The sequence below is a fragment of the Vibrio rotiferianus CAIM 577 = LMG 21460 genome, from assembly GCF_002741985.1.
Lineage (GTDB): Bacteria > Pseudomonadota > Gammaproteobacteria > Enterobacterales > Vibrionaceae > Vibrio > Vibrio rotiferianus.
The window spans coordinates 246,794-272,667 of the sequence record NZ_APHW01000022.1 but is presented as its reverse complement, the minus strand read 5'-3'; the positions used below and the strand labels follow the sequence as shown (position 1 = coordinate 272,667).

The 25,874-nt window shown below is 45.6% G+C and carries 19 protein-coding genes and 2 pseudogenes; 12 read left to right on the top strand and 9 right to left on the bottom strand.

The features are described 5' to 3' along the window. Positions 1 to 4: 4 nt before the first annotated feature. The 4 genes from B853_RS11730 to B853_RS11715 are packed head-to-tail and all read left to right on the top strand — an operon-like array spanning position 5 to position 4,057. A complete protein-coding gene (locus B853_RS11730; RefSeq protein ID WP_038885157.1) occupies positions 5 to 973 on the top strand; it encodes a type II secretion system F family protein in 969 nt (322 codons plus the stop codon). 2 nt (positions 974 to 975) lie between these two features. Further along, the gene (locus tag B853_RS11725) at positions 976 to 1,920 is read left to right on the top strand and encodes a type II secretion system F family protein (RefSeq protein ID WP_038885158.1); all 945 of its coding nucleotides are present in this window, start codon (positions 976 to 978) and stop codon (positions 1,918 to 1,920) included. A gap of 15 nt (positions 1,921 to 1,935) precedes the next feature. Further along, on the top strand, positions 1,936 to 2,949 hold the full coding sequence (locus tag B853_RS11720; RefSeq protein WP_038885159.1) for a tetratricopeptide repeat protein: 1,014 nt from the start codon (positions 1,936 to 1,938) through the stop codon (positions 2,947 to 2,949). Positions 2,950 to 2,983: 34 nt separating this feature from the next. Then, entirely contained in the window at positions 2,984 to 4,057 is a 1,074-nt protein-coding gene (locus B853_RS11715; RefSeq protein ID WP_128826882.1) for a phosphatase PAP2 family protein, read from the top strand. 100 nt (positions 4,058 to 4,157) lie between these two features. Here the strand turns inward: B853_RS11715 and chrA are convergent, their stop codons facing one another. Next, a complete protein-coding gene (gene chrA / locus B853_RS11710; protein WP_038885161.1) occupies positions 4,158 to 5,297 on the bottom strand; it encodes a chromate efflux transporter in 1,140 nt (379 codons plus the stop codon). A gap of 112 nt (positions 5,298 to 5,409) precedes the next feature. Between chrA and B853_RS11705 the strand changes: the two genes are divergently transcribed. Then, complete coding sequence (locus B853_RS11705; protein ID WP_038885162.1) at positions 5,410 to 6,336, top strand: LysR family transcriptional regulator; 927 nt, start codon at positions 5,410 to 5,412, stop codon at positions 6,334 to 6,336. Between the two features lie 100 nt (positions 6,337 to 6,436). Here the strand turns inward: B853_RS11705 and B853_RS11700 are convergent, their stop codons facing one another. The 5 genes and pseudogenes from B853_RS11700 to mrdA form a co-directional block, all read right to left on the bottom strand. Continuing rightward, a complete protein-coding gene (locus B853_RS11700; RefSeq protein WP_005449069.1) occupies positions 6,437 to 7,870 on the bottom strand; it encodes an amino acid permease in 1,434 nt (477 codons plus the stop codon). Positions 7,871 to 7,959: 89 nt separating this feature from the next. Continuing rightward, complete coding sequence (locus B853_RS11695) at positions 7,960 to 8,409, bottom strand: beta-galactosidase subunit beta (protein ID WP_038885163.1); 450 nt, start codon at positions 8,407 to 8,409, stop codon at positions 7,960 to 7,962. A 3-nt stretch (positions 8,410 to 8,412) separates the two neighbouring features. After that, on the bottom strand, positions 8,413 to 11,511 hold the full coding sequence (ebgA, locus tag B853_RS11690) for a beta-galactosidase subunit alpha (protein ID WP_038885164.1): 3,099 nt from the start codon (positions 11,509 to 11,511) through the stop codon (positions 8,413 to 8,415). 343 nt (positions 11,512 to 11,854) lie between these two features. Continuing rightward, positions 11,855 to 12,841, bottom strand: a complete 987-nt coding sequence (gene ebgR, locus B853_RS11685) for a transcriptional regulator EbgR (protein WP_038885165.1) — start codon at positions 12,839 to 12,841, stop codon at positions 11,855 to 11,857. Positions 12,842 to 13,084: 243 nt separating this feature from the next. Next, positions 13,085 to 14,982 (bottom strand): annotated as a pseudogene (gene mrdA, locus B853_RS11680) (penicillin-binding protein 2). Positions 14,983 to 15,439: 457 nt separating this feature from the next. Here mrdA and galE point away from each other — a divergent pair. The 4 genes from galE to galM all read left to right on the top strand — a co-directional run bounded on the left by galE (position 15,440) and on the right by galM (position 20,135). Next, positions 15,440 to 16,459, top strand: a complete 1,020-nt coding sequence (gene galE, locus B853_RS11675; RefSeq protein ID WP_038885168.1) for a UDP-glucose 4-epimerase GalE — start codon at positions 15,440 to 15,442, stop codon at positions 16,457 to 16,459. Positions 16,460 to 16,609: 150 nt separating this feature from the next. Next, positions 16,610 to 17,662, top strand: coding sequence for a UDP-glucose--hexose-1-phosphate uridylyltransferase (locus B853_RS11670; protein WP_038885169.1), 1,053 nt, complete (start codon positions 16,610 to 16,612; stop codon positions 17,660 to 17,662). Positions 17,663 to 17,863: 201 nt separating this feature from the next. After that, positions 17,864 to 19,024 carry a galactokinase gene (gene galK / locus B853_RS11665; protein WP_038885170.1) on the top strand — a complete coding sequence of 387 codons (1,161 nt, stop codon included), beginning with the start codon at positions 17,864 to 17,866 and terminating at the stop codon, positions 19,022 to 19,024. 52 nt (positions 19,025 to 19,076) lie between these two features. Beyond that, positions 19,077 to 20,135, top strand: a complete 1,059-nt coding sequence (gene galM, locus B853_RS11660; protein WP_038885171.1) for a galactose-1-epimerase — start codon at positions 19,077 to 19,079, stop codon at positions 20,133 to 20,135. A 181-nt stretch (positions 20,136 to 20,316) separates the two neighbouring features. Here the strand turns inward: galM and B853_RS11655 are convergent, their stop codons facing one another. Next, a complete protein-coding gene (locus B853_RS11655) occupies positions 20,317 to 21,315 on the bottom strand; it encodes a substrate-binding domain-containing protein (RefSeq protein WP_038885172.1) in 999 nt (332 codons plus the stop codon). 177 nt (positions 21,316 to 21,492) lie between these two features. On the opposite strand from B853_RS11655, the gene B853_RS11650 reads away from it, so the two are divergent. Both B853_RS11650 and B853_RS11645 read left to right on the top strand, forming a co-directional pair. Then, the gene (locus B853_RS11650; RefSeq protein WP_038885173.1) at positions 21,493 to 21,825 is read left to right on the top strand and encodes a tRNA-binding protein; all 333 of its coding nucleotides are present in this window, start codon (positions 21,493 to 21,495) and stop codon (positions 21,823 to 21,825) included. Between the two features lie 141 nt (positions 21,826 to 21,966). Then, positions 21,967 to 22,578, top strand: coding sequence for an outer membrane beta-barrel protein (locus tag B853_RS11645; protein ID WP_038885174.1), 612 nt, complete (start codon positions 21,967 to 21,969; stop codon positions 22,576 to 22,578). A gap of 38 nt (positions 22,579 to 22,616) precedes the next feature. Here the strand turns inward: B853_RS11645 and B853_RS11640 are convergent, their stop codons facing one another. Beyond that, positions 22,617 to 23,168: a gamma-glutamylcyclotransferase family protein gene (locus tag B853_RS11640; protein ID WP_010449929.1), complete on the bottom strand. Its 552-nt coding sequence runs from the start codon at positions 23,166 to 23,168 to the stop codon at positions 22,617 to 22,619. Between the two features lie 199 nt (positions 23,169 to 23,367). On the opposite strand from B853_RS11640, the pseudogene B853_RS11635 reads away from it, so the two are divergent. Further along, positions 23,368 to 24,553: pseudogene (locus B853_RS11635) on the top strand (NnrS family protein). 115 nt (positions 24,554 to 24,668) lie between these two features. On the opposite strand, the gene mltC reads toward B853_RS11635, so the two are convergent. Next, entirely contained in the window at positions 24,669 to 25,793 is a 1,125-nt protein-coding gene (gene mltC / locus B853_RS11630) for a membrane-bound lytic murein transglycosylase MltC (protein ID WP_038885176.1), read from the bottom strand. Positions 25,794 to 25,874: the final 81 nt, after the last annotated feature.

The following is a 25,874-nucleotide window of genomic DNA, read 5'->3' as shown; positions in this document are numbered from 1 at the left end:
GAGTATGGAAAACCAAGGTCCTATTTTTCTCTTCTTACTGTTTTTGTCGGTTGTATTTATCAGTCAGGCATTGATTCTTCCTTCGGCTGGTAAAAAAGTAAAGCAGAAGCAACTGCTCAAAAGAATAAAAGAAAGTCGGAAAAATGTTGATGCAGAGAGCATCAACTTGTTGAGGGCAAATGCGCTCAAAGACTTAAGCCCGTTAGAACAGCAATTGGTTCAAATCGGTATCTTTGACAACCTTAAAAGAAAACTCGAGCTAGCGGGCATTAATGTTGGATTCAGTAAGTTTCTATTAGCGTCATTGCTTGGGGGAGTGGCAGTTGCGCTGTTGTTCCTGTTTTTTGGTCAGGCTTGGTACCTTTGCATTGCTGTTATGTTTCTGATTTGGGTTTGTGAATACTTATATGTTCAAAAGCGAATCGATCAACGCTTGATGAAGTTTGAAGAGCAGCTACCAGAAGCTCTAGATATTATTAAGCGCGTATTGCAAGCGGGACAACCGATCAACCAAGCTTTTGGGGAAGTTGGTCGTGAAATGCCGGCACCTCTCGGACCTGAGTTTCTTAAAACCTTCAATCTACTCAATTATGGTTACGACTTGCGTTTAGCCATTATGCAATTGACTGAAAGAACACCTACGATTTCTATGTTGGCTTTTGCCAGCGCGGTGATGATGCAGAAAGAGACGGGCGGTAACTTAATTGAGAACATTGAAAAGCTCTCTCGTATTCTGCGAGCTCGCTTTAAGCTAACCAGAAAGATCAAAACTATTTCAGCAGAATCAAGGATGTCTGCGTGGATTCTAGTTTTGGCTCCGTTTGCAATGTACATCATTATTGCCATTTCAAAACCTGACTATATCGCTCCTCTCCACAACACACCGACAGGCGTGAAACTGATTGGAATGGGGATGGTCGCGCTATTTATTGGCACCCTTTGGATTCGAAAAATAGTCAGTATGAGGGTGTAGCTATGAATGAACAACAATTAAGAGATTGGCTGGCTCAAATCAATATCGATCAAGAGATCCTCATCATGGCATTCATCATGATTGCAACGATTTTGGTTGTTCTGACGATTGGCTCTTTGCTTATGGGAGTGAACTCTCCAATTAAAAGAAAATTAGCGGAGCTATCTGGAGAGCCTCAAGGACGCTCACAAGCAAATGCAAGAATGATGGATACATTGGAATCTTTAGCGCCTCTTACTTCACCGAGTAGTGAAAAGGAACGAGAAACGACCAAAGATAAACTGATGCATGCAGGGTTTCATCAACGTAACGCGCTATCACTGTTTTACGCTATTAAATCCGTTACCACTATTATCGGCCTTTTGGTCGCCATGTTTATTTACATTGTTTTCCCTAATACAGGGCGTCTCTATACCTACATGATTTTGGCCGTCGCGATAGGGCTTTTTGCTCCAGATATTGCATTAAGACAGATGGTGAAGAAACGCCAAGAAAATATCCGCGCTGGTATTGCTGATATGTTGGATTTGTTGGTGGTGTGTACCGAATCCGGATTGGGCTTTAATGCTGCATTAAGGCGAGTAGCCAACGAGCTAGCCATCTCTCACCCAGAATTGGCCGATGAGCTTGATACTGTTTGTGTGAAGATCCAAGCAGGTAAACCGATGCCAGAAGCTCTACGAGAACTCGTGGTAAGAACGGGTGTTGAGGAAATCATGGGGCTTGTAAGCATGCTCAGCCATGCATCCCGAATTGGTGGTAGCTTAGTCGACTCTTTACGCGAGTATACAGAAGATTATCGGGATAAGCGTCAGCAAGCATTAGAAGAGATGGCCGCAAAGATACCAGTAAAAATGATGTTTCCAATGGTGCTGTGTATTTGGCCTTGTTTCTTTATTGTCGCAGTCGGACCGGCATTAATTATTCTTGCCGAAGCCTTTTTATAAAGAGGGATAGGGGATATGGATATTCGAAAAATAATTTTAATTGGGGCTGTAACACTTCTTGCAGCATGCTCCTCTCAACAAAATGGCTCGGACTTTGATGAGAGCCTATATTCAGGAAAACCCGTAGAGTCTTTAACAAGTGATGCACCTCCGGCAACAGAGGAGGAAGCTATTCAACGAGGTGATGCCGCCCTGAACAATAACAATATTGACCTTGCACTCTATGAGTACATACGTTCGCTTGCCTTCCCCAATGCTCAACATAAAGACAAGACGCTTTATACCGTAGGTAAAATCCATCTAGTCAGAGAGAACTATGAGTTGGCCGATAGATCATTTAGAGCATCACTGGCTGAAAACCCTGATCATATTGGCTCTCTGGCCGAATTAGGAAAACTAAATACCAAGCAAGGAAAGAAGGAGGTCGGACAAAGCTATTACTTGCGAGCCATTAATGCCGACCAAATCCGCTTAGGTGGAGAGCCTAATTTGACCAAAGATACGATTTCTAAAGAGTCCGTTGCAGGCTTGCGTTTTGATGAATCTTCGCCAAGTGATTCATACGTAGGGCTTGGCGTGTTAGCTGATGTCAAAGGAAATCACGAAACAGCCCAAGCACTGCTTCGAAAAGCGGTCGAAATAGATAACCGAAACGTTAACGCGCTGGTTAGTCTTGGTTACTCGTACTACATGATTGAAGATTATTTCAGAGCAACACATTTCACTAGTGCTGCATTGAGTGTTAGTCCGTCAAATGAGCGCGCAATCAATAATTTAGGTCTAATATCACTTGCAAAAGGCCAGCCACGTCAAGCGTTAAGCATATTTAATAAACACATGAGTGAGCCTGAAGCACTCAATAATGTGGGCTATTTCTTGATTCTACAAGGCAAGCCAGATGAAGCTATTCCTTACCTTCAACAAGCGATCAATAAGAACCCTTCTTACTATGAAATGGCCAATAAAAACTTAGAACGTGCTTTAGCTATGGTTCGTGAAGGAACGGATACATCAATGGTTGTTTTCTGATGTTTGCGAATGAGATAACCAAAGGGGCGTCGCTATGCGGATCTTAGTAAGTTCTTTGAATGAAGTTGCTGAAGAGCTTATTAAAGATAAGCTCCTTTATTATTTTGTTTTGCTGACTTGCTTAGTGACTTATGTGGTTTATAGCATCTATCAAGACCAAGTCGTTTATCAATATCAGTTCAGTGATTACTTGGGTCGACTGTCTATCTGCTTGAAAGCTTTATTCTTTTCTTGGAGTTTCTTTTTCTACTTCAAAATGCTGATAAAGAAAGAAGAGCGATTATTCTATTCTTATTATATTACCTTGAAAGGGATGTTATCTCCGGCGAGTAAAGTTGTTGTCTTTATATCAAGGGTGATGTTGCTCAATATCTGTTTAGCAAACTATACCTATCTTAAGCAGATCATCCCTGATATTCATGCTTTTAGATTTGATGAACTGTTCTATCAATGGGATCTTTTTCTTCACGGAGGCATATCGCCTTGGGTATTAACCCATGAGCTGTTTGCTAGTCCATACTGGACGATGTTTTTTAACTTCGCTTACAACCTTTGGTTTTTGCTGATTTGGGGTAGCTTCTTGTACTTCATGTGGTATTGCAAGAATGAGTACAATCGACAATCCTACCTGCTTTCATTTTTTATGACTTGGTTTTTTGTTGGGGGCATTTTAGCAGTAGCAATGAGTTCAGCCGGACCATGCTTTATGCACTTACTGTATCCGGATAAGACCATGTACTTACCTTTAATGGAGCGACTGTCTAATCAAGTTGATTCTTTCTGGTTATTGCAAATATACGGCGGTGAAACGTCACAGCTTCAAGAGTATTTATGGCAGTCATACTCCTCTCGGAGCACTGACATAGGTGCGGGAATATCGGCTATGCCTAGTATGCATGTCGCTTCTTCCGTTTTGCTGGCGCTGGGGGGGGTATCAAATCAACAAAAAGGTGGGAATCTTACTTTGGTGTTTTGCGATCATCATTATGATTGCTTCCGTACACCTTGCTTGGCATTACGCGGTAGACGGTTATGTCGCTTTAGTTGTTACTGTGGTGATTTGGAAAGTGGCGCAATTTGTGGTTGGGAAAGTCGGTGTAAAAAGTAAAACCCAAGAAGTGGCAATGGATACGGTGTAGGGAGGACTGTTTTTTGCCCCTCAAGCAGCGCACCAAGCTATTCGGATGGTGCGCTTTTTAGTTTGAATTTTAAATCATACCAGTCACGCAGCCTGCTGCGACAAAGAATACGATCATCCAAAGTACAGATAGATTGAGCTTTTTATGTAGGTAGAAACCGGCAATGACTAATGCGATATCAATCGGAGCAATCACAGCACTAGTGAATACTGGTTGGTAGAGTGCCGCCAAGAGTAAACCAACTACTGAGGCATTCACGCCATTAATTGCGCCAGATACCGTAGGTTTGCCAGCTAGAGCTTGCCAGTTTTTCAGCACGCCGAGTAACAGCAAAAAGCCCGGAAGGAAGACACCCAGTGTTGCAACTAGTGCCCCTAAAATTGGAGTATCCGATAGCTCATAGCCAATGTAAGTTGCGAAAGTAAACATCGGTCCAGGTACAGCTTGCGCTGCTGCGTAGCCCGTTAGGAAAGCATCTTGGCTGAGCTGATCGCCAACGATGTTTTGCAGCAACGGAAGAACCACGTGACCACCACCAAACACTAAACTGCCTGCTTGAAAGAAGTCGCTAAATAACCCTAGCATCGGTAGCGTATGAGCCACCAATGGTAAGCCAACGATAAGTACGGCAAACAGGGCGAGTGGAGCGACAGTCGGTTTAAACGGCTCTGCTGGTGTGGTCGATTTTTTCTTTAGATATTGAGTACCAATCAAACCTGCCACGATTAAGACCAACATTTGTGTCATGATGCTAGGTGCAACCAATAGCGCTATTGCGGTTGCTACACACAATCCTGCTGTTAGTTTGCTTTGGCAGAAGTTTTTGTACATTCCCCATGTCGCATCAGCGACCACCACAACAGCCAGTAACTTCAAGCCGTGTACGATGTTTTGGAACAGTGCAGTATCCGTGATTTGGCTGCTCACCATCGCAAGTGCCAACATGATGATCACCGAAGGCAGTGTGAATCCAAGAAACGCCATACAAGCGCCGCCCAGACCTCCGCGTTTGTAACCCAAGGCAAAGCCAACTTGGCTTGACCCCGGTCCAGGTAAAAATTGGCTCAATGCTACGATTTGTGCGTATTCGCTATCATCAATCCACTTGAGTTTTTCTACGAAAGTTTGGCGGAAGTAACCGATGTGTGCAGCAGGACCACCGAAACTGATCCAACCAAGCCAAAAAAAGGTTTTAAAAATGGTAAACATATTGAGCCTGTCAAATCTCCAATAACACTCCAGTTACTGTATGAAATGTACTAAGATGACTCAAATTAATAGTTTTAATTTCATCTATGAATGAAATGGGATTGGGTGATTTGTGAAAGATGATATTCAGTGGCGTAACATCGATTTGAATCTGTTGGTGACCTTCTCTTATCTGTATCGCTATCGCAGTGTGAGTTTGGCTGCCGAGAAGAGTTTTGTCAGCCAGTCCGCCATGAGCCATAGCTTGTCGCGTTTACGTGTGCTGTTTGATGACCCTCTGTTTGAGCGTAAAGGACATAAAATGGATCCGACTGAGCACGCGCATCATATCGCGCCAACAGTGCATCATTTATTGGATTCCATTGCCAAAGACTTGCTGACTAAGTCCGAGTTTCAGCCAGAAAACTACACTGGCGTGTGTCGCATTGGTCTTACTGATTACGCTGAGTTCATCTTCGCACCTCTGCTTTATGATGACATCCGCAAGCGCGCGCCAGAAGCGCAAATCAGCTTTATCAATGTTAACCGTAGCAACTATGTCGCCATTACTGAACACGACAAGCTCGATGTCATTCTTGGTAGCATGCCCGTACTCGATGACAACTTTGATAGCCAATATCTCTACACTGAAAAGCATGTGTGCCTATGCGATAAGCAGGTTTTAAACGGTGAGACTGAATTATCGATTGAAGCATTTGCCAATATTGAACAAGCCTTGGTGAGCCCGGATGGCAGTTTAAGTACCCAGGTAGACAAAAAACTCGCGGAACATGGTTTAAGCCGCAAGGTAACAGTGGCTTCTCGTAACTTCTTGACGATCCGCAATCTGCTTAAACAACGTAATTTGATTGCCATTGTGCCGGAAAAAATGGCATCAGCAGAAGGGTTTTCAGATGGTTTAGTGTCTGTGCAGCCGCCGATTGCGGTTGCCGATTTTGATATTGCTATGCTGTGGCACACCAGTCGTAACAATGAAGACAAAGGGATGTGGCTACGTCAGCTGGTGGCAGATATCGTTACTTCAACGCACTCTCGCTGAACCTAGCATTTCGAGGTTACTTGGGTATAAAAAAGGGCACCGATGGGTGCCCTTGGTCTGACGAATGTGGTCAGGTGCTATCAAGCGTTATGTGTAAGGCTTACATTGCTTGAGTTGCTGGCGCTGCTTCTTTGGCGCGCTCTTCTTGGTCGAGTGATTTTTCGTATTGGCTGTACTTCCACCAAGCAAAGCCAAGGAAAATCACAATGCCACCAACGTTGTAGAAAATAATCGTCATGATGTCTGCGCCAGTTGGGAAGGTTGACGCTAGGAAGCCCACAGTAAAGATAACGATAAGCACAGAAACCGCAGCGATACCTGTCATACGAGAGCCCATTTTGAAATCACGTTCTAGATGGTCCAGTTTTAGGCGTAGGTTTAGGTAAGCCAACATGATAAACAGTGGTGGCAACATTGAAGCCGCAGCCGTCATATTGATGACCGTGTTCATCAGATCTTGCGCTGTGTTCGAGCCCAAAGTCGGGATGATCATCAGTGGAATAACGATAAGGAATTGGTACCAAGCTGCACGAGCAGGTACGCCGTTTTCATTTAGCTCTACGGTTTTCTTACCAAAGATACCTTCTGGAATTTCAGAGAAGAAGATTTTCACTGGTGTCGCTGTCCACATTAGCAGAGAGCCGAACATTGCGGTAAACGACACTAAGCCGACAAATCGGTTCATCAATATTTCAGGCAAGCCGAAGTGCGCTGCTAAGCCTTCAAACACTTGTACAGAACCACCCGTGTATTTAAGTGTTTCGCTAGGTACGAACACGTTAATCAGCACTGAAGCGACACAGTAAAGTACGCCGATGAAGATACCTGCAACGATGATCACTTTAACAAAAGACTTTGAGCCGCCTTTCACGTCGTTTACGTAAACCGCCACCGATTCAGCACCGCCTGCTGCCATAAAGATCCAAGTGGTAATGCCGAGGAATGCCCAGCTAAAGTCTGGCACCATGGCTTCTACTGTGATTGGGTCAGCAGGTTGAACGCCACCGACTAATGCAGCGCCAGCAAGCAGGATGTACGACATAGTCAGTAGCAGCATCAAAGAAGAAGTGACTGAGGTAATTGGACCCAACATCTTCGCGCCGTTGGTTGATACGTAAGTTGCGAACGCAAACAGAATCATACTCAGTGCTGTTGTGGTGAGTGGGGTCAGAATGTATTCATAGCCAAGGAACGCGTATGACGCATAAGCAATAACGCGTGGCAGCAATGACGTGAAGAAAAATAGGTTAACAAACCAGTAGGTGTAGGCAGAGATAAACGCCCAACGTCCGCCAAGTGAGCTTTTTACCCATGCATACACACCGGCTTCCGAGTCTTTGTTTAACGATACAAACTCTGCGATGATCAAACAGAAAGGAATAAAGTAAAAAATGGTTGCCAAGAAGAACATTGGCGCTGAAGCAAGACCGATCTCAATGTTGTTATTAATTACGTTGTTGAAGCTAAAGACCGCGGCAAAGGTAAGGGACAACAACCCGAATTTGCCTATCGTATTACGTTTGGATTCAGACATTTTCTATCTCCGATGAATCACGTTGGAATTGTAGGGAGGAAGGGCTTGCATTGCTGTGAGCGCAGCCCTTCTCTTGTTCTTTGCTTTTGTTATTTATTTAAGAAGTAGCCATCTTCGATAGTGACTTTCAGCACGAACTTTCTAACGCGGTTATCACCGTGGAAGCGGTAGGCTTTGGTGTTATCGAAAATCGCTACCTGACCCTCACAAAGCTCACGAGTATCCCCTTGGCCGGAAAGGAACTCGCGGTCAGTTTCATCTTGGTAAGCTTGCTCAGGTTGTAGGTTTTTCTTGTCAGCGAACTCCACCGTTTCGCGACCTTCAAGGTAGTAATGCACGTCGAAGTAGCGGCGGTTGCCTTCGAACATTTCAGTTTGTTTTGTGCCGTCTTGAATCATGTAAACCAAGGAGTCTCCGATGGAATACATCACGCCATCTTTAAGGTTTACGGTGTTCTCAATTGCCTCGACACAGCGCTGCCATTTACGCCCATTGCGGTACACGACTTTGAATTGGTCTAAGTTGTCTAACACGATCATGGATTACGCCTCGTTTGCTGTTTGAGTATTAGGTTGAGTGAAGAACGCATTGTCGAAATCATGGTTTGCCATGGCTTGTGCACTGCAATCGCCTGCTTGAAGTGGCATCAGTGTTAGGCCATAACGGAATTCATCCATGTACACGCGGTATGAATCGAGCACTTCGCTGCCCCATGAGTTTGAGCCCAGTCCCATCACTTGATGGTCAAGGTTGAGCGTGATGTAGCCGCTCTTTTCTAGCTCAATGGTGTGTTGAGCTTCGTGCAGGTTTTGGTTGGTGTAGAACCACGCGCTGAAGTTAATTTCTTGCTGTGGTTTCACCAATAACCCCGTGCCGTGGCGATTCGTTAGTGATGCCCAACGAACGTGTTGGCGGTTGCCGTTGTTTTGTGGGAACGGGTAGTTCTCAAACATGTCGGCTACCGTGCTGTGGTAAACATCAATCAAGTTGGCTTGGCGGCTGTCTTGGTAGTTTTCTTCAGGACCGCGACCGTAGTAACTGACTTGGTCAAAGCTGCCGTTGATGCCCAAATCCAAACCAATCACAGGGATAACATGCGAGTAATCGCCGTAGCGCTCGCCACTCAGTTCCACATTCAAATGCCCTTGTGCGTTGATTTGGTAGCGGTAGGTACAGCGCATGCCAAAATCGAACACCGGCGGTGCAATGATGCTGGTGGTCGTGATCGAAACCGAATCATCGGTTGCTTCGACTTGCAGCGTGCGGAAGTGCTCTTGCATGATTTGCAAGTGTGCTGGGTGCCACAAACCTTCGTACTCTTGTTTGTGGTTATCAATCATTGGCTTGAAGAAGTTCAGTCTAGGCTCAGATTGAATCAGCTCTTCACCATTGACGAGCCAAGAGGTCAGCTTGCCGTTGACTTTAGAGAAAATCAGCGTGAAGTTGTGGCCTTCAATCACGTGTTCCAAGCGGCTTTCTGTTGTTACTAACGCTTGCGCATTGTGGTTAACAAACTCGGCTTCACTTGCTGTGTTTTCTTTTAGCTGGAACTGGTAGGTCGCGATGTCGTGGTTTGCTTCGCTGTACAGAGTTCGACTGTCTTTACGCACGGTGAAGTTAATAAAGGCTTCACGCTCGTCCAGTTCAGGCAAATTAATCGTGATTTCACGTGCGCTGTTCGCTGCAAGCTCTTCGACCTTAAACTGCACGCAGCGCAGCGTTTCACCTTCCGCTCGGATATCTGCAGTGATGGTGTAATCATTCAGGTTGGTGAACCACAATTTGTTCTCTATGGTAAAGCGGTCTTTTGTGCCTTCCACCGCGTGAATTTTCACTGGTGCGATAACTTGTTTGTACTCTTTTAAGCCTGGTCCCGGCGTTTGATCTGGGTAAATCAAACCATCCATACAGAAGTTGTAGTTGTTTGGATAATCGCCGTAGTCGCCGCCGTACTTGTAGAACTCTTGACCATTTTCATCGCGCGCTAATACGCCATGGTCACACCATTCCCAAACGTAGTGACCTTGAATGTGGTCATGCTTGTAGAACACGTTTTGGTATTCCGTCAGACCGCCAGGGCCATTACCCATTGCGTGTGCGTATTCACAAATGATGCGTGGTTTCTCGTGTGGGTGCTCCCCAAAGTGATTCATGAGCTGCGCACGTGAGTACATGGTAGAAATTACGTCGACCACTTCTGCATCGCGGTCTTCTTCGTAATGCACTAAGCGGGTGTCATCAATCGCTTTGGTTGCGTCGTACATTGCGCGGATGTTGCAGCCGTAACCGGACTCGTTACCTAGTGACCACATGATGATGGAAGGGTGGTTCTTTTGGGCGTGAACGTGGCGTTCTGCGCGGTCTACAAACACACTTTCCCATGCAGCGTCGTTGGTGATGCGGCTTAGATCGCCAACGTTCGCGAAGCCGTGGGTTTCTATGTCGGTTTCTGCCATTACGAACAAACCGTAAATGTCACACAGTTCGTAGAAGCGTGGGTCGTTAGGATAGTGCGCGGTGCGAACTGAGTTGATGTTGTGTTGCTTCATCAAGATCAGGTCTTTCTCGATGCGATCCATGCCAACAGCACGACCTTTTAGGTGGTCGTTATCATGACGGTTTACACCGTGCAGCATTACGTATTGGTTGTTGATATAGAACAGACCGTCACGCACTTTAATGTCGCGGAAGCCAACACGCTGCGGAATCACTTCGACAATATTGCCTTGTGCGTCTTTTAGCGTAATGAACAGTTGGTAAAGGTATGGATTTTCTGCTGTCCAATGGACAGGATTGACCATATCAATGGCAAAGCTTGCTTGGCTGTTGTCTTGGATTGTCAGTGAATCACATTGGCCTCTTGCAACCACAGTGCCTTTGTCTTGTAGCGTGTATTCCAGCGTGTAACCAGACGCAACCGTAGTCGACAGGTTTTCTAGCTCAACTTGACAGCTTAGGGTTGCACTTTGGTAATCGTCGGCGAAATCAGTACGAACAGTTAGATCTTGGACGTGAACGTGCTCTTTTCCGACAAGGTAAACATCACGGAAGATACCCGCCGTCCACCACATGTCTTGGTCTTCAATGTAAGTCGAATCTGCCCATTGCATCACACGCACAGACAGCAAGTTTTCACCTTGTTGTACGTAAGAAGAAATGTCGAACTCTGCGGTTAAGCGACTGCCTTTGCTAAAGCCAACGTAATGACCGTTTATGTAAACTTCGAAGTAGGTTTCAACACCATCAAATTTGATGACGGTTTGTTTGTTGTCCCATTGCTGACCCAGAGTGAACGTGCGTTGGTAAGCGCCTGTCGGGTTATCTGTCGGAACAAAAGGCACATCGATAGGGAATGGGAAGCCTTCATCTGTGTATTGAAGGTCGCCATGACCTTCCATTTGCCACATGTTTGGAACGGTAATTTGTCCCCATTCTTCCATTTCTTGTGAGTAAAACTCTTCTGGCACCAAGAGAGGATTGGTGAAGTAGTTGAATGTCCATTGACCACTTAGCAGTTTGAAACGGCTGCTCAGTTCTCGTTGGAATGTTTGTGCGTTTTTAATTGAATCGTAAGAGAAGAAGTAAGCACGTGGTGCCATACGATTCTCATGCAAGTGAAGGAAGTTTTCCCAATTGTTCACGTTTGTTCTCCCCTCGGCTTAGTTTGGTAGCAGGCAAAGGAGGAGTCCAATGCTTGAAGCTATCCAAAAGAAATGCAGCCGATGTCATTTGAAAAAGAGTGATGAATTATCTGGGAAAAGATATTAGTAAAAGTTTTACTAAAATAAATTAGTGAAAACGTTTAACTTTAACTTGGTCACGTTTTATCGAGCGATCATTGAACAAGATGTGATCAGGATAAAGGAATGGCATCCCAAGTCGATTTCTTAGGTAAAGTGGATAAAAAATAGCTAGATTTAAAGAGGGGATAACAAAAAAGCACTGAATATTCAGTGCTTTATAAATTTAATAATGTGAAGGGAATTACTGAGTGGTGCCGCGGAGTTTTAATTTGCTCGGTACATGCACCTGTAGAGGCAGTGCGCGACCGTCGCGGTATTTTTCTACCAATAAATTTACCCCTTGAATACCCATCATCTCAGAATGAATGCGCACAGTTGAGAGTGGAGGGAAGGTAAATCGGGCGGTTGGGATGTCATTGACGCTGATTAGGGCGATGTCTTGTGGAATGTTCAAACCGAATTCATGAATCGCTCGTAAAACACCAATTGCAATCGAGTCTGAAGCGATAAAGAGCGCTTTAGGAAAATCGCCTTTTGCTAACATGGCTTTTGCTAAATCGTAACCAGATAAGCTAGAGAAGTCGCCGCGATAAATGTCGTCTTCAGACACCACGCCTTTCAAGCTGCCGTATTCTACAAATGCATTTTCACGAATGTCTGCAGTGTTTGGTTCATCTTGACCACCAATAAAACCAATCCGTTCGTAGCCTTGTTCGACAAAGAAGTCGACCACTTGTTTACTGATTCGCGCAAGATCGATATCTACACAGTCATATGTGCTATCGCTGTCAGAGAAGTCGATGTAGCAAATGCTGTCAGCAAGACGTTTAGGCAATTTACGAATCACAGCGCTGTCAGTTTTACCGACTAGAAGGATACCGGTGATCTTTTGCGTTTCTACATCGATGATGCTGTCGTAGCAATTGGTTAGCGTAATGCCCAATTTGTCACACTGGGTTTCTATCCCGTGACGAATCGACAAATAATAAGGGTCATTCACCTCGGCTTCTTGCTTGTAGTTATACAATGCTAAAAAGTGGTGTTTTTGTCTCGCTTCTTTGGTGGCTTTTTTGGAACTGCTGGTGCGGTATTCCAGCTTTTCTGCGATTTCTAAGATGCGGTGTTTGGTTTCTTCTTTTACGCTCAAGGTTGGGTCGTCATTTAACACCCGCGATACGGTCGCGAGTGAGACGCCAGCTTCGGTAGCGATATCTTTTAATGTTGCCATGTATACTTCCCGTAGGCAAAGCTCACTGTCCCAGTGAGAAAAAGCAATAATCCCCCCCCATTGTAAACAGCTACTTATAGATGCACAAATTTTTAGTAAAACTGTGCGAGGAGTGAGATGAAGATATTACTGCGAGAAGATGAGTTTTAAGCAAACAAAAGCCCGAGCGGCTAGGACACTCCGGTCGGACTTTATTGTTTATTATTGCCACTTAACATAAGCGGCAAGGCGATAAGGTTAAACCTAAGACTTTTTACCTTTGGTTTTATCTGGCTCGACCAGTAGGTGATCAAATACATGACGAATGAACGGAGCACCTACTTTTGAACCACCGTTACCGTGCTCAATGACGACAGTCGCCACGTATTTCGGATGGTCGTACGGTGCAAACGCAGTGAACAACGCATGGTCAAGCAGGTGGTTCGCGAGCTTTTTCGAGTTGTAGACTTCGTCTTTGCGCAGGCCAAACACCTGTGCGGTACCCGATTTACCACCACTGCTGTATTCCGCTCCTTTGAATGCGCGGCGACCTGAGCCATGAGCCCCATTGTTTACTAAGCGCATCGCGTTAATTGGAATATCCCAATACTCATCGGGGACACCTTCGATAGGAGGTAAGTCTTTTGGCGTGACCTTGACTTGGTTTTCAAAGCTTTCACCGTGCTCAATCACGGCTTTGAGTAAATGCGGGGCTTTCATTTCTCCATGGTTAATGAGGAAGGAAGTCGCTTTTGCAATTTGCATTGGTGTTGCTGTCCAATAACCTTGTCCAATGCCGATAGGCACTGTATCACCTTGATACCAAGGTGTGCGGTGGCGTGCTATTTTCCACTCTCGAGTTGGCATGTTGGCGCTACTTTCTTCGTAAATATCGATACCCGTAGGCAAACCAAAACCAAATTGGTTCATCCATGCAGAAATTCGGTCAATACCAAGGTCAAAAGCGGTTTGATAGAAGAACGAATCAACCGATTCCTCAATGGCTTTGGTGACGTCAACATCCCCGTGGCCCCAGCGCTTCCAATCTCGCCATGCTTTTGAGTTAGGTTTCGAGCCAGGAATGCGCCAAGTGCCATGATCGTTACGTACGGTATTTGGTGTGATTACGTGCTCTTCGAGCCCAGCCACTGCCATAAAAGGTTTTACGGTTGAAGCGGGTGGGTAAACGCCCAATGTAGTGCGGTTAACCAAAGGGTGAGCTGGATCGTTCAACAGAGCGCTGTAGGCTTTGCTGGAAATACCGTTCACAAATGGATTCGGATCGTAGCTTGGGCTAGATGCCATAGCGAGTACGCTGTTGTCACTTGGGTCGAGTACGACTGCGCTGCCTTGACGATGGTCTAGCTCTTTATAGACATACTCTTGCAACTCAATATCTAGGTTCAACACTATGTCTTTGCCTGGAATAGGCGGCACATATTGGATGGTACGGATCACTCGGCCTCGGCTATTTACTTCGACTTCTTCGTAGCCTTTGGTGCCGTGTAGAGTGTCTTCGTAGTAACGTTCTACGCCTAGCTTTCCGATGTTTTGTGTTGCTTGGTAGTTCTGTAATTTGCCTTCTTCATCAAGGCGGCGTAAGTCTCGATCATTGATATGAGAAACGTAGCCCAATACATGCGTTAACTCTGCACCATAAGGGTAGAAGCGCTTGAGATCGGCGGAGACAAAGACGCCATCAAACTCAAATTGGTGGACTGAAAAGCGCGCTACTTGTTTTTCATTAAGCTCATTCATGATCGTAACAGAGCGAAAACGGCGAGTATGTTTATAGCGCTTTTTAAAAGATTTGACTTGTTCCGGTGTGATATCGATGTAATGACGCAAATTTTCAATCAGTGCATCCGGATCGCCTGCTTGTTCGGGAACCATATCAAGATTGTAAATGGGGCGGTTTTCCGCAAGCAATACGCCATTTCGGTCGTAGATGAGGCCGCGAGTAGGCGCAATAGGCAGTATCTTGATTCGGTTATCGTTAGAGCGGGTTTGGTAGTCTTTAAAGTGATTAACCTGCAAGTTGTATAGGTTGGCGACCAGCCTCCTAATAAAATGACCATGCCAATAAAGGCGACGATGGCACGGTTCTTAAACAACCTCACTTCCTGGGTATGATCTCGAAATTCGTTTCGCTTACGTAACATGAATAGCTCTTTTGATGCGGTTTCAGTTTTCTGTTTGCCCAAAGAGAGGGAAAAGACTGTGGAATAAGCCCTGTTACAAATGGTTACATTTGAGGCGGGGCTACTGTAGCGGGCTTTATCTCTCGTTTTGTAAGAGCAATGTCAGGGATCGATTGTGGCAAACCAGCTTTCTTGTATGCGTGAATCACCGCGCCTTTTCTTAAGAGTGTAAACGTTGATACATATAAGTGTCATAAGTCGTATTTTTCTTTCTAATTAACTCCAATTGTGCCAATTATATTTGTTTCAAGCTGTGATTTTATTTTTGTGGAAACGTTTACACTAATTTGAGTTTGATCACGGATCTGGATCGGTTTTGATTGGTAGACTTTTAGCCAGTTAAGAGATGAGCGAATTTGCTTGGTGATCAGGCTCAACCAATTCCCAAGCATCGAGCAGCAAAAGTGGAGAAGCAAAAGTGAAAGTTCTTGTCACAGGCGGTATGGGGTACATCGGCAGTCACACATGTGTCCAGATGATTGAAGCAGGTATGGAGCCAATCATTGTTGACAATTTGTGTAATGCCAAAGTGGAAGTGTTAAGCCGCATTGAAGCGCTAACCGGTAAGCAACCGGCTTTCTACCAAGGCGACATTCGTGATGAAGCCTTTTTGGACTCAGTATTTGCCAAGCATGACATTCAAGCAGTGATTCACTTTGCTGGCCTGAAAGCGGTGGGCGAATCTGTCGCGAAACCATTGGAATACTACGACAACAATGTGAATGGTTCATTGGTGTTGGCGCGCAGCATGCGTAAAGCGGGCGTGAAAAGCATTGTATTTAGCTCATCGGCAACGGTTTACGGCGATCCTGACATTGTGCCGATTACGGAAGACTCTCCAACGGGGGCGACCACTAACCCATACGGTCGCAGCAAGTACATGGTGGAAGAGTGCTTGAGCGATTTGTTCAACGCAGAAAACGACTGGAGCGTGACTTTGCTGCGCTACTTCAACCCAGTCGGTGCGCATCCATCGGGCACCATGGGTGAAGACCCTCAGGGCATCCCAAACAACCTGATGCCGTTTATCGCGCAAGTGGCAGTAGGCCGTCGCGAAAAACTATCGGTATTTGGCAATGACTACCCAACACCGGATGGCACAGGCGTGCGTGATTACATTCACGTGATGGACTTAGCTGATGGCCATATCGCAGCGCTGAAATCGGTGGGTGAAAAAGCCGGTTTGCACATTTACAACTTAGGTACGGGCAAAGGCTCTAGCGTGCTTGAGATGGTAGAAGCGTTCGCAGCGGCTTGCGGTAATCCAGTGCCTTATGAGCTTTGTCCTCGTCGCGCTGGTGACATTGCAGAATGCTGGGCAAGTACAGATAAAGCGGAGCGAGACCTTGGCTGGAAAGCGACCCGCAGTGTTGCGGAAATGACGGCAGATACGTGGAACTGGCAGTCAAATAACCCACAAGGCTATTCCCCTACGTAATTGAAGCTGCAGCGTTGTTGCCTGCACTTTCCAATTCCAATCACATAGAAAACCTATGCTCATGGATATTGGAAAGCTTGCCGCCTAGCTGCAACTCCAATTTCATTGGGGAATGCAGATGAAAGAAATTTTAAAAGTTGAGTAAGTAAGATGTCGAATGTTGAATTTAACCCAGTGGATCACCCACACCGTCGTTACAACCCACTAACCGGTCAGTGGATTTTGGTGTCACCGCATCGTGCAAAACGCCCTTGGAGTGGCGCTGACGAGAAACCTGCAATTGATGAGCTACCAAGCTACGACGAGAAGTGTTTCCTTTGCCCAACCAACGAGCGTATTTCTGGTGATGTAAACCCAGATTACCAAGGCACGTATGTGTTCCAAAATGACTTCGCAGCATTGATGGTGGACTCTCCAGATGCACCTGAGTCAGATAACCCTCTGTTCAAAACGCAAGGTGTGCGCGGGTTGAGCCGAGTGATTTGTTTCTCGCCTGATCACAGCAAAACCTTGCCTGAACTACCGGTCGACAAAATCCGTGGCGTGATTGACACGTGGAATGATCAAATCGAAGAGCTGGGTAAAAATTACGTTTGGGTTCAAGCATTCGAGAACAAGGGCGAGACCATGGGTTGTTCTCAGCCTCACCCACACGGTCAAATCTGGGCAAACAGCTTCTTGCCAAACGAAATCGAACGTAAAGAACACAACTTAAAAGCGTACTACCAAGAGCATGGCAGCAACTTGCTGGTGGATTACGTGCAAGCTGAACTTAAAGATGGTTCACGCACCGTGGTTGAGACCGAACACTGGGTTGCTGTTGTTCCTTACTGGGCGGCGTGGCCATTCGAAACCATGCTACTTCCTAAAACGCACATTCGTCGAATGAGTGAGCTAACCGATGAGCAACGTGATGACCTAGCGGTTGCAATCAAAAAGCTAACCAGCCGTTACGACAACCTATTCCAATGCTCTTTCCCTTACTCAATGGGCTGGCATTACGCGCCGTTCTTTGAAGAAGGCACCGATATCGACCATTGGCAACTGCATGCGTTGTTCTATCCACCACTGCTACGTAGTGCAACGGTTCGTAAGTTCATGGTTGGTTATGAAATGCTGGCAGAGAGCCAACGCGACCTAACCGCAGAACAAGCGGCGCAGCGTCTGCGTGACCTAAGCGATGTGCACTACAAAGAGCAATAAACCAATTAATGAATAACCGGAGTTATCGCTGGTTTTACCTAAAACTCGGTCAAATTCTCTTTTATTTGTGAGTGGAGGGCTAACCCCCTCTAACTCCCCCTTATTAAGGGGGAGGATTAGACCGAGTGAATACGAAACTGGAAATCAGGACTTAACACCGGTTACACCAATACCAAATTTAAAATTTAAGAGAATGTCCCTATGTCTGATCTAATCCAAAATGTGAAAACTTCTTTTGAACAAGTGCTGGGTTATGTCCCAAGCCACATTATTCAAGCACCTGGTCGTGTAAACCTGATTGGTGAGCACACTGATTACAACGACGGTTTCGTACTGCCATGTGCGATCAACTATCAAACGGTTGTGGCGGCAGCGAAGCGTGAAGACAACCTAGTGCGCGTGGTTTCTGTAGATTACGGCAACGCAGTTGATGAGTTCGATATCACTCAAGAAATCACATTCCAACAAGACAAAATGTGGGCGAACTACATTCGCGGTGTGGTGAAGTGTCTTCTTGCTCGTGGCTACCAATTCTCTGGTGCGGATATTTCTGTTAGCGGTAACGTGCCTCAAGGTGCGGGTTTAAGCTCGTCGGCAGCGTTGGAAGTCGTGATCGGTCAAACATTCAAAGTGCTGTTCAATCTTGAAATCAGCCAAGCGGAAATTGCGCTAAACGGCCAGCAAGCAGAGAACGAATTTGTTGGTTGTAACTGCGGCATTATGGACCAAATGATTTCGGCAGAAGGTCGTGAAAACCACGCGATGCTGTTGGACTGTCGTAGCCTAGAAACTGAAGCGGTATCAATGCCTGAAGACATGGCGGTGGTGATCATCAACTCAAACAAAAAACGTGGCTTGGTAGACAGCGAATACAATACACGTCGTGAGCAGTGTGAAGAAGCGGCGCGCATTTTCGGTGTGAAAGCACTGCGTGATGTGACCATTGAACAGTTCAACGAGAAAGTATCTGAACTTGATGAGCTAGTAGCAAAACGTGCTCGTCACGTAATCACAGAAAACGACCGCACGGTAGAAGCAGCGCAAGCACTTCGCGCGCACGATATGAAGCTTATGGGTGAACTGATGGCTGAGTCTCATGCGTCCATGCGTGATGATTTCGAAATCACAGTCAAAGAAATCGATACGTTAGTTGAGATGGTGAAAGAAGTGATTGGCGAGCAAGGCGGAGTGCGCATGACAGGTGGCGGCTTTGGTGGTTGTATCGTTGCGATTGTACCGCCAGCATTGGTTGACGAAGTGAAAGCAACGGTAGAAGCGAAGTACCAAGCAGCAACGGGTCTAAAAGAATCCATCTACGTGTGCCAAGCAAAAAACGGCGCTGGTTTAGTCGAAGTACTTTAAGTGCAAAATTGCTTTAAGTTCAAAGTGCTTTAAGACGCAGTAGGAGTGAGAGATGACTGAGCCATTAACTATCACGATGACACAGCAGGCCGCCTTTGATGGCGCGCCTGCCAACGTGGTCGAACTGAAAAATAACACAGGCATGAGCGTTACCTTTATGGATATTGGCGCGACATGGCTGAGTTGTCGTTTACCTTTGGCGAATGGGGAGTTGCGTGAAGTACTTCTCGGAGTGGGGACGATGGGGAGTTTCATGCTGCAACAGGGTTACATGGGTGTCACTGTTGGTCGCTACGCAAACCGCATCGCCAATGGTCTTTTTGAAGTGAATGGCGAAGCATTTCAAGTGTCTACCAACCAAGAAGGTAACTGCTTGCATGGTGGTGTGGAAGGTTTTGATAAACGTCGTTGGAAGATTGAGTCTCAGTCCGAACAGCAAGTGACGTTCTCTTTGCTGTCTGAAGATGGCGACCAAGGTTTTCCGGGCAATCTAGAAGTGCAAGTGACGTATACGCTGACTGATGATAACCAAGTGAGCATTGCGTACTTCGCTAAGACCGACAAAGCGACACCAGTAAACTTGACCAACCATGCCTACTTTAATTTATTGGGTTCAGAGGCGGGTTTAGATTGCCGTTCTCACCGTTTAACCATCTCAGCAGAGCAATATCTACCAACCAATGAGGCCGGTATTCCTTTGGGGACATTGCAAGATGTGAAAGGAACGGGCTTTGATTTTAGAAATGAAAAGTCAGTATCGGAGCATTTCTTACAAGATGAACAGCAGATTGCCGCCAAAGGGTATGACCATAGCTACCTATTTGATGCTCATCGTGATGTTGCAAAACCGGTTGCGCTGGTGGTTTCTCCAGATGAAAAAGTACACTTGTCGGTGGTGACCAACAAACCTGCGATGCAATTGTATACGGGCAACTGGTTAGCGGGTGCACCAAATCGACGTGGTGGTGAATACCAAGACTACTGGGGCTTGGCGTTAGAAACCCAGTTTTTACCAGATTCGCCAAACCATGCTGAGTGGGCACAGCCAAGCTGTATTCTTGAGCCTGAACAAGAGTACCGCTTCTGCACCACTTATCAGTTTGCTTTCTAGGTAGACTTAGCATTTTCGAGCTTTTGGGTTACAGTAGGCTTTTTGCTCACAGTAGGTCAAAAGCTCATCGAAAGTTGGCAAAATAACGCTCTCTACAAACACCCAAAAAGAAAAAGCTCTGTCACATCGGTGGCAGAGCTTTTACTTTGTAATCTGTTTTGGCATTGACTAGCGCGATATTCTAAAGACGGACCACCGAATTACGGCGCACTAAAGTCGGGCTAAAGATGATGGTGTCATCTTCCACTTGTTCATCACGCGATAACGCTAACGCCAAGCGTGCGGCACGCTCTGCCATCATTTCGATTGGGTAACGAATCGTGGTTAAACTTGGGTTGACGAAGCGAGCAATTAAGCCATCGTCGAAGCCAACCATAGACACTTTTTCTGGTACGTCGATGCCGTTTTGGTCTAATGCCGCCAGCGCGCCTGCTGCCATGTAGTCGTTGTAAGCCACCACGCCAGTGATTGCCAGTGATTTGGTCAGCAGATTGGTCATGGCTGTTTCGCCGCCGTCACTGTTTGGCTCGCCATATTCGACATAGCTTTTTGATAGCTCAATATCGTGATCTTTCAGTGCCGCTTGGTAACCTTGTAAACGCTCGTCGGTATCTTCGATGTCATGGGATGAGGCGATACATGCGATCTTGGTGTGACCATGACGAATCAAATATTCCGTCGCTAAGTATGCGCCCTTGCGGTTATCAAGAGAGATACAACGCTCTGCCAATTCTGGGATATGGCGGTTGATCAACACCATGCCTTTAACTTCTTTGGCGTAGCCAATCAATTCTTCATCTGATAAGCCTTTAGAGTGGATCACAATCGCCTCACAGCGGCTATTAATCAGCAACTCTAGCGCTTGGCGTTCGTCTTCTGGGTTGTGGTAGCCATTGCCAATCAGAATGTGCTTCCCATTTTCTCTTGCCACGTTATCAACCGATTTGACCATGGTGCCGAAGAATGGGTCAGAGACATCGCTTACCAGCACGCCCATCGTATTGGTACTTTGGCTTACGAGTGCACGTGCTGCCGCGTTAGGGCGATAGCCAAGCTTACTCATCGCTTGCGTCACTGCATCGATAGAAGATTGGCTTGCTTTCGGTGATTTATTGATCACGCGAGAGACGGTCGCGACCGATACGCCGGCTTCTTTCGCGACATCCTTGATTGTTGCCATGAGGAACCTTTCGTTGGCTAAAAACGTTAACCGGAGTATTAAACACCCATTGTGTAATAAGTGCAATTTTAACAGTTGGTTACTTTCTAAAGTGCGATCTTTACCTCTTGTAATTATTAATCTTACTGATAGTGTAAACGTTATCTTTTTAGTAAAGTTTTACTGGAGTTTTAATAAATGGAAACGATCGCTTACTCAGACTTTGCAAAGTTAGAAATTCGCACCGGAAAAATCATCGAGGTGGCGCGCCACGAGAATGCAGACAAGCTGTACATTGTGCAGATCGATGTCGGTGAGAAAACCCTGCAAACGGTAACGAGCCTTGTACCGTACTACACAGAAGAAGAGTTAATGGGTAAACAAGTGGTAGTGCTGTGTAATCTAGCAAAAGCTAAGATGCGTGGTGAAACCTCTGAGTGTATGTTGCTGTGCGCTGAAACTGACGATGAGTCGGAAAGCGTATTACTGACACCGGAACGCGTAATGCCTGCCGGGGTAAGAATTGTTTAGCATTAACAAACAGATAGCTAATATTATAAATATTTATGCATGACGTCTCATTTTATAGCTATTAAGCTTAAATGATATGCAACATAAGTTATATTTCCTTGGCTGATATTATTTAAAATCATGATGTTTAAGGAAATTATAATGAAATACGCAGCGTCTTCTTTGTCATTGGCCGTGGGATTAGTTGTTTTGTCATGCTCTGTTCAAGCCAACACAAACATAGGTAGATATGTTGGAGTTGAGGTGCACAATACTGATCTTGATATCCCTAAATCAACAGTTAGTGGCCTATCCTCCAGCACGGGATTTGGCGTAAGTTTTGGTGTTGAACGAGCTTTAACTCAGCAGCTGAGTTTTGCCTTAGAGGCCGAATACATGAATTTCGGTTCGTTTGATGGTATCGCCACTATTTCGGATGGGTTTACGACGAAAGAAGTTAAGACCGAAATCGATGCCTATGGGATTAACGTAAATGTTAAGCCGAAATACTACCTTCCAGGAACAGGTTTTTATGCTGGCGCGATTGCCGGAATTGGAGTGTTAGGGGTTGACCTTACTCTTGACGGGGTTGCTGATGACGGAAGCAATGTCGGCTTTAACTATGGTGTAGAAGCAGGATACGAGTTCATGTCTGGATTGATGATTTCAGGTGGTTATCGAGCCTCTTCTGTATCGATTGAAATTGAAGGTGATGGTGGTGATATTGATTTCGATTTCGACAGTTTCTATGTAGGTCTAGATTACAGGTTCTAACTTGGTATCAGCTAAAAAACTGTAACAAAAGGGAGCGGCTAGGCTCCCTTTTTAATTAGGTTATCGATCACTTCATAATGATGGACCTGCACTCCAGCAAGGTTGCCATATTTAGGCTGGTGGCGATCATTTTCTTTTGCATGCTGCCAACCAATAGTATGGTCGACAAAGTGTTCAGCAAAGGCGTGAGATACTTCCAAGCAACCAGCTAAAACAGTATCGACATAGCTTTGCATGATTGGGCTGAGTGAACAGGGCGGTAGAGGATCATTTTTGACGTAGACCCAAATGCTGTGCTCTGGGTTAAACGAGACTTCAGCTTCAATTTGCTCAGGGCGAATTTGAATACGGTGATAACCACGCTCGCGACGGTCAAACTCAGCCAGTGCTTGGTCATCAACTTCAAGTAATACGCCGTTTACTTGGCCTTCACCTTCATTCACAACTAGGGGGGACAGGATATAGCTGTCATCGACTTTCCCCCAATAACGCACTAGTCCATGAGCAACTACCGGGATGGCTTCTCCAGTTTGCCCCGTTAACTTACGTGAGGCTGAATTAATTAAGCTGCCATAGCCAAATATATACATCTCGATTGCTTCCCTTACTTCGACGAAATCATCTCTACCTGTTATACCTAAACAGTACTCTCCAAGCAACGCAGGGAGCATCGCTTTTACCTAGAAAGGATAGTTTAAAATTATAACATGTATTTTCTATGCATGTTTGTGGTAAGATCGCTGGTGTTGAATTTTTGGACAGTACCTAAAGGTACTTGAGGGCATCACAATGCTGAATATCACCGATAAAAAAGTGGAAGAAAAAATCCCCGCATGGCTGCGACTCGGGTTTAGACCCTTTTTCCTGTTTGGCTCTATCTACGCCATTATCGCGATTGCGATATGGGTATGGATGTTTCAGACCGGACAGCCAAGCGCACTGAGTGTTCCTGCGTTGTGGTGGCATGTACATGAAATGTTGTTTGGTTTCTCGATGGCCATCGTGGTGGGTTTTGTGCTGACTGCTGTGCAAAACTGGACTGGCATCAATGGCACCAAGCATTACACGTTATTGGCTTTGTTTGCCTTATGGTTGGCACCAAGAATATTACTATGGACACCAGCACCACTTTGGTTAACCAGCAGTATTGAAGCACTATTTTTGTTGTTTGTAGCATATGAAGTAGGCATTCGTGTATACCGTGCTAAAGGTTGGCGAAACCTATTTTTTGTCCCGCTATTCTTACTCGCAATCTTTGCGAACTTTGCCAGTTATGCCACGGTGAAGGGCATGCCTCCATTCACTTCATCGGCGGTATGGCAGGCGATGCTTTGGTGGTTCACGTTATTACTATCGGTGATGGGGGGGGAGAGTGATTCCTTTCTTCACTGCTCGTCGTTTTAACTTCGAAAAAGCTCAGCCACTCATGTGGTTAGATTGGCTAGCAAACCTACCTTTGATCATGTTGTTTGTGTTGAGCTTCTTCCCGGTAACTTTTGCTGAACTTGGTAAGCCACTGATGCTGTTTGCCGGAGTCGCGCAACTGGTTCGATTCCTACGTTGGAAGCCTTGGTTAACCCTAAGTGAGCCACTTGTGTGGTCTTTACATACGGCGTATTTGTGTCTGCCTTTAAGCCTTATCTTGCGGGGTGGTTGGGACAACGCATTTGCCAGTCACAATTTGATTCACTTGTTTGCGATTGGTGCACTGGGTGGATTGATCTTAGCGATGATTGCTCGCGTCACTATGGGGCACACAGGGCGCATGATTTACAAAGGTCCGAATATGAGTATCGCGTTTATTGCGATTATTGGAGCCGCGTTAACGAGAAGTTTGGGCGTTATTTTTGACCCTTCACATATGCTCATTTGGATCGATGTGAGTGCCGCATTGTGGATCCTTGCCTTTGGTATGTTTGTATGGCGTTTTGGTATTATGTTGCTTACTCCACGAGCGGATGGGCACCCTGGCTAGTTTCAGAAAGTCTTGACTCTTCTCCATGACAAAGGGCTTGGATTATTGCCAAGCCCTAGGGGCTGTTTATCTTTCGCTGCAAAAGCCAACTCGAAAGGTCAACAACCCCTGGTATCTATATGTTCCCTTCACTAAAGTCTTTTTGGAAATACAGAACTTTTTGTAAGTAACGTCTTGCTTCCCCTTTTGGGTGTTGAGTCGTTAGAGCCTGATAAACTTGAGTTGGATTTAGACTATTGAGTTCGTTCATCGCGCGCTTTCGGTCACTATCAAACGTCGAAAGAACGCCACCAGTGCCACCGTTGTACGCGGAAATCATACTGAAGTGCTTGGAAGTTGGGTGCTTTACATCTCGCAAGTAGCGGTTTTTCAATATATAGAAATATGCCGCACCGGTATCGATATTGTTTGCTGGATCGAATAAATACTCTTTGGTCGGAATTCCGGGTTTGTTTTTCACCAAGTTAAATACGTCAGCACCAGCGGTTTTAGGAATAACTTGCATCAAACCGTAAGCTCCGGCATGAGAAACTGCGTAAGGATTAAAGCTACTTTCCGTCTTGATCACGGCGAAAATTAGATCTTCAGATAACCCATATCGTTTCGCTGCATCTTGAACCAGGCCTGCGTATTGGTACTCACGCTGCTCTAAGTGGTCCTTTACCATGGTAATTTCAACATAGTAAGCACTACCACGCTTGATGGTTTTTTTTTGCAACCTGTTGTCGATCAAATAATCCGCGTAGCGATTTGCTCGCCATTCCCATTCAATTGGTTTGCCATCATGATCCAAAACCTGCCCAAGTAAGAAAGGCTTCCCACGCAGCACTGCCTCTTTATCACTAAAGAGCTCAGCATGTGCAGGGTCTGCAGGCATCAGTAACGTTTGTACAATGGCTTTTTGTAACTTTTCGGTTGGTTGATATTGAGAAATCGTTGAAACATAAATCTTACCCGCCTCAAAATCGATGTGAGCGCGAGTGCTATAACCATCAAGGTATTTCACATAGCGATGTTTACCGGCCTCAACAAATTCATCCTCACCCCAACGATCTTGAGCGAGCTTTTTGATATGTGCTAATAGCTTAGCGATATCACTGTCATTTGAGGTCGGCGGAGAAATCGGTGGTTCATAAGCGCTGCAATCACACGGTTGTGTTGGTTGCTGTTGGTGAGGCCCTTCTGGGCCAAGTGAGCAGCCTGCTAATAACAGCGATAGCAGCAAAATAGTTTGTTTCATCAGAGTCCATAGTTGGCTGAAGTTGTAGATTACTCGTGATCTACATAAAGGAATGAAATGATAGAAAAATGTACTAACACC

Bases quoted from the DNA above. Each gene is read 5' to 3' on its own strand.
- B853_RS11720 (WP_038885159.1), top strand. From the start codon at position 1,936: ATGGATATTCGAAAAATAATTTTAATTGGGGCTGTAACACTTCTTGCA.
- B853_RS11645 (WP_038885174.1), top strand. From the start codon at position 21,967: ATGAAATACGCAGCGTCTTCTTTGTCATTGGCCGTGGGATTAGTTGTT.
- B853_RS11695 (WP_038885163.1), bottom strand. From the start codon at position 8,409: ATGATCGTGTTAGACAACTTAGACCAATTCAAAGTCGTGTACCGCAAT.
- chrA (WP_038885161.1), bottom strand. From the start codon at position 5,297: ATGTTTACCATTTTTAAAACCTTTTTTTGGCTTGGTTGGATCAGTTTC.
- B853_RS11650 (WP_038885173.1), top strand. From the start codon at position 21,493: ATGGAAACGATCGCTTACTCAGACTTTGCAAAGTTAGAAATTCGCACC.
- galM (WP_038885171.1), top strand. From the start codon at position 19,077: ATGACTGAGCCATTAACTATCACGATGACACAGCAGGCCGCCTTTGAT.
- B853_RS11730 (WP_038885157.1), top strand. From the start codon at position 5: ATGGAAAACCAAGGTCCTATTTTTCTCTTCTTACTGTTTTTGTCGGTT.
- B853_RS11700 (WP_005449069.1), bottom strand. From the start codon at position 7,870: ATGTCTGAATCCAAACGTAATACGATAGGCAAATTCGGGTTGTTGTCC.
- galK (WP_038885170.1), top strand. From the start codon at position 17,864: ATGTCTGATCTAATCCAAAATGTGAAAACTTCTTTTGAACAAGTGCTG.
- B853_RS11655 (WP_038885172.1), bottom strand. From the start codon at position 21,315: ATGGCAACAATCAAGGATGTCGCGAAAGAAGCCGGCGTATCGGTCGCG.
- ebgR (WP_038885165.1), bottom strand. From the start codon at position 12,841: ATGGCAACATTAAAAGATATCGCTACCGAAGCTGGCGTCTCACTCGCG.
- B853_RS11670 (WP_038885169.1), top strand. From the start codon at position 16,610: ATGTCGAATGTTGAATTTAACCCAGTGGATCACCCACACCGTCGTTAC.
- mltC (WP_038885176.1), bottom strand. From the start codon at position 25,793: ATGAAACAAACTATTTTGCTGCTATCGCTGTTATTAGCAGGCTGCTCA.
- B853_RS11725 (WP_038885158.1), top strand. From the start codon at position 976: ATGAATGAACAACAATTAAGAGATTGGCTGGCTCAAATCAATATCGAT.
- B853_RS11640 (WP_010449929.1), bottom strand. From the start codon at position 23,168: ATGTATATATTTGGCTATGGCAGCTTAATTAATTCAGCCTCACGTAAG.
- B853_RS11715 (WP_128826882.1), top strand. From the start codon at position 2,984: ATGCGGATCTTAGTAAGTTCTTTGAATGAAGTTGCTGAAGAGCTTATT.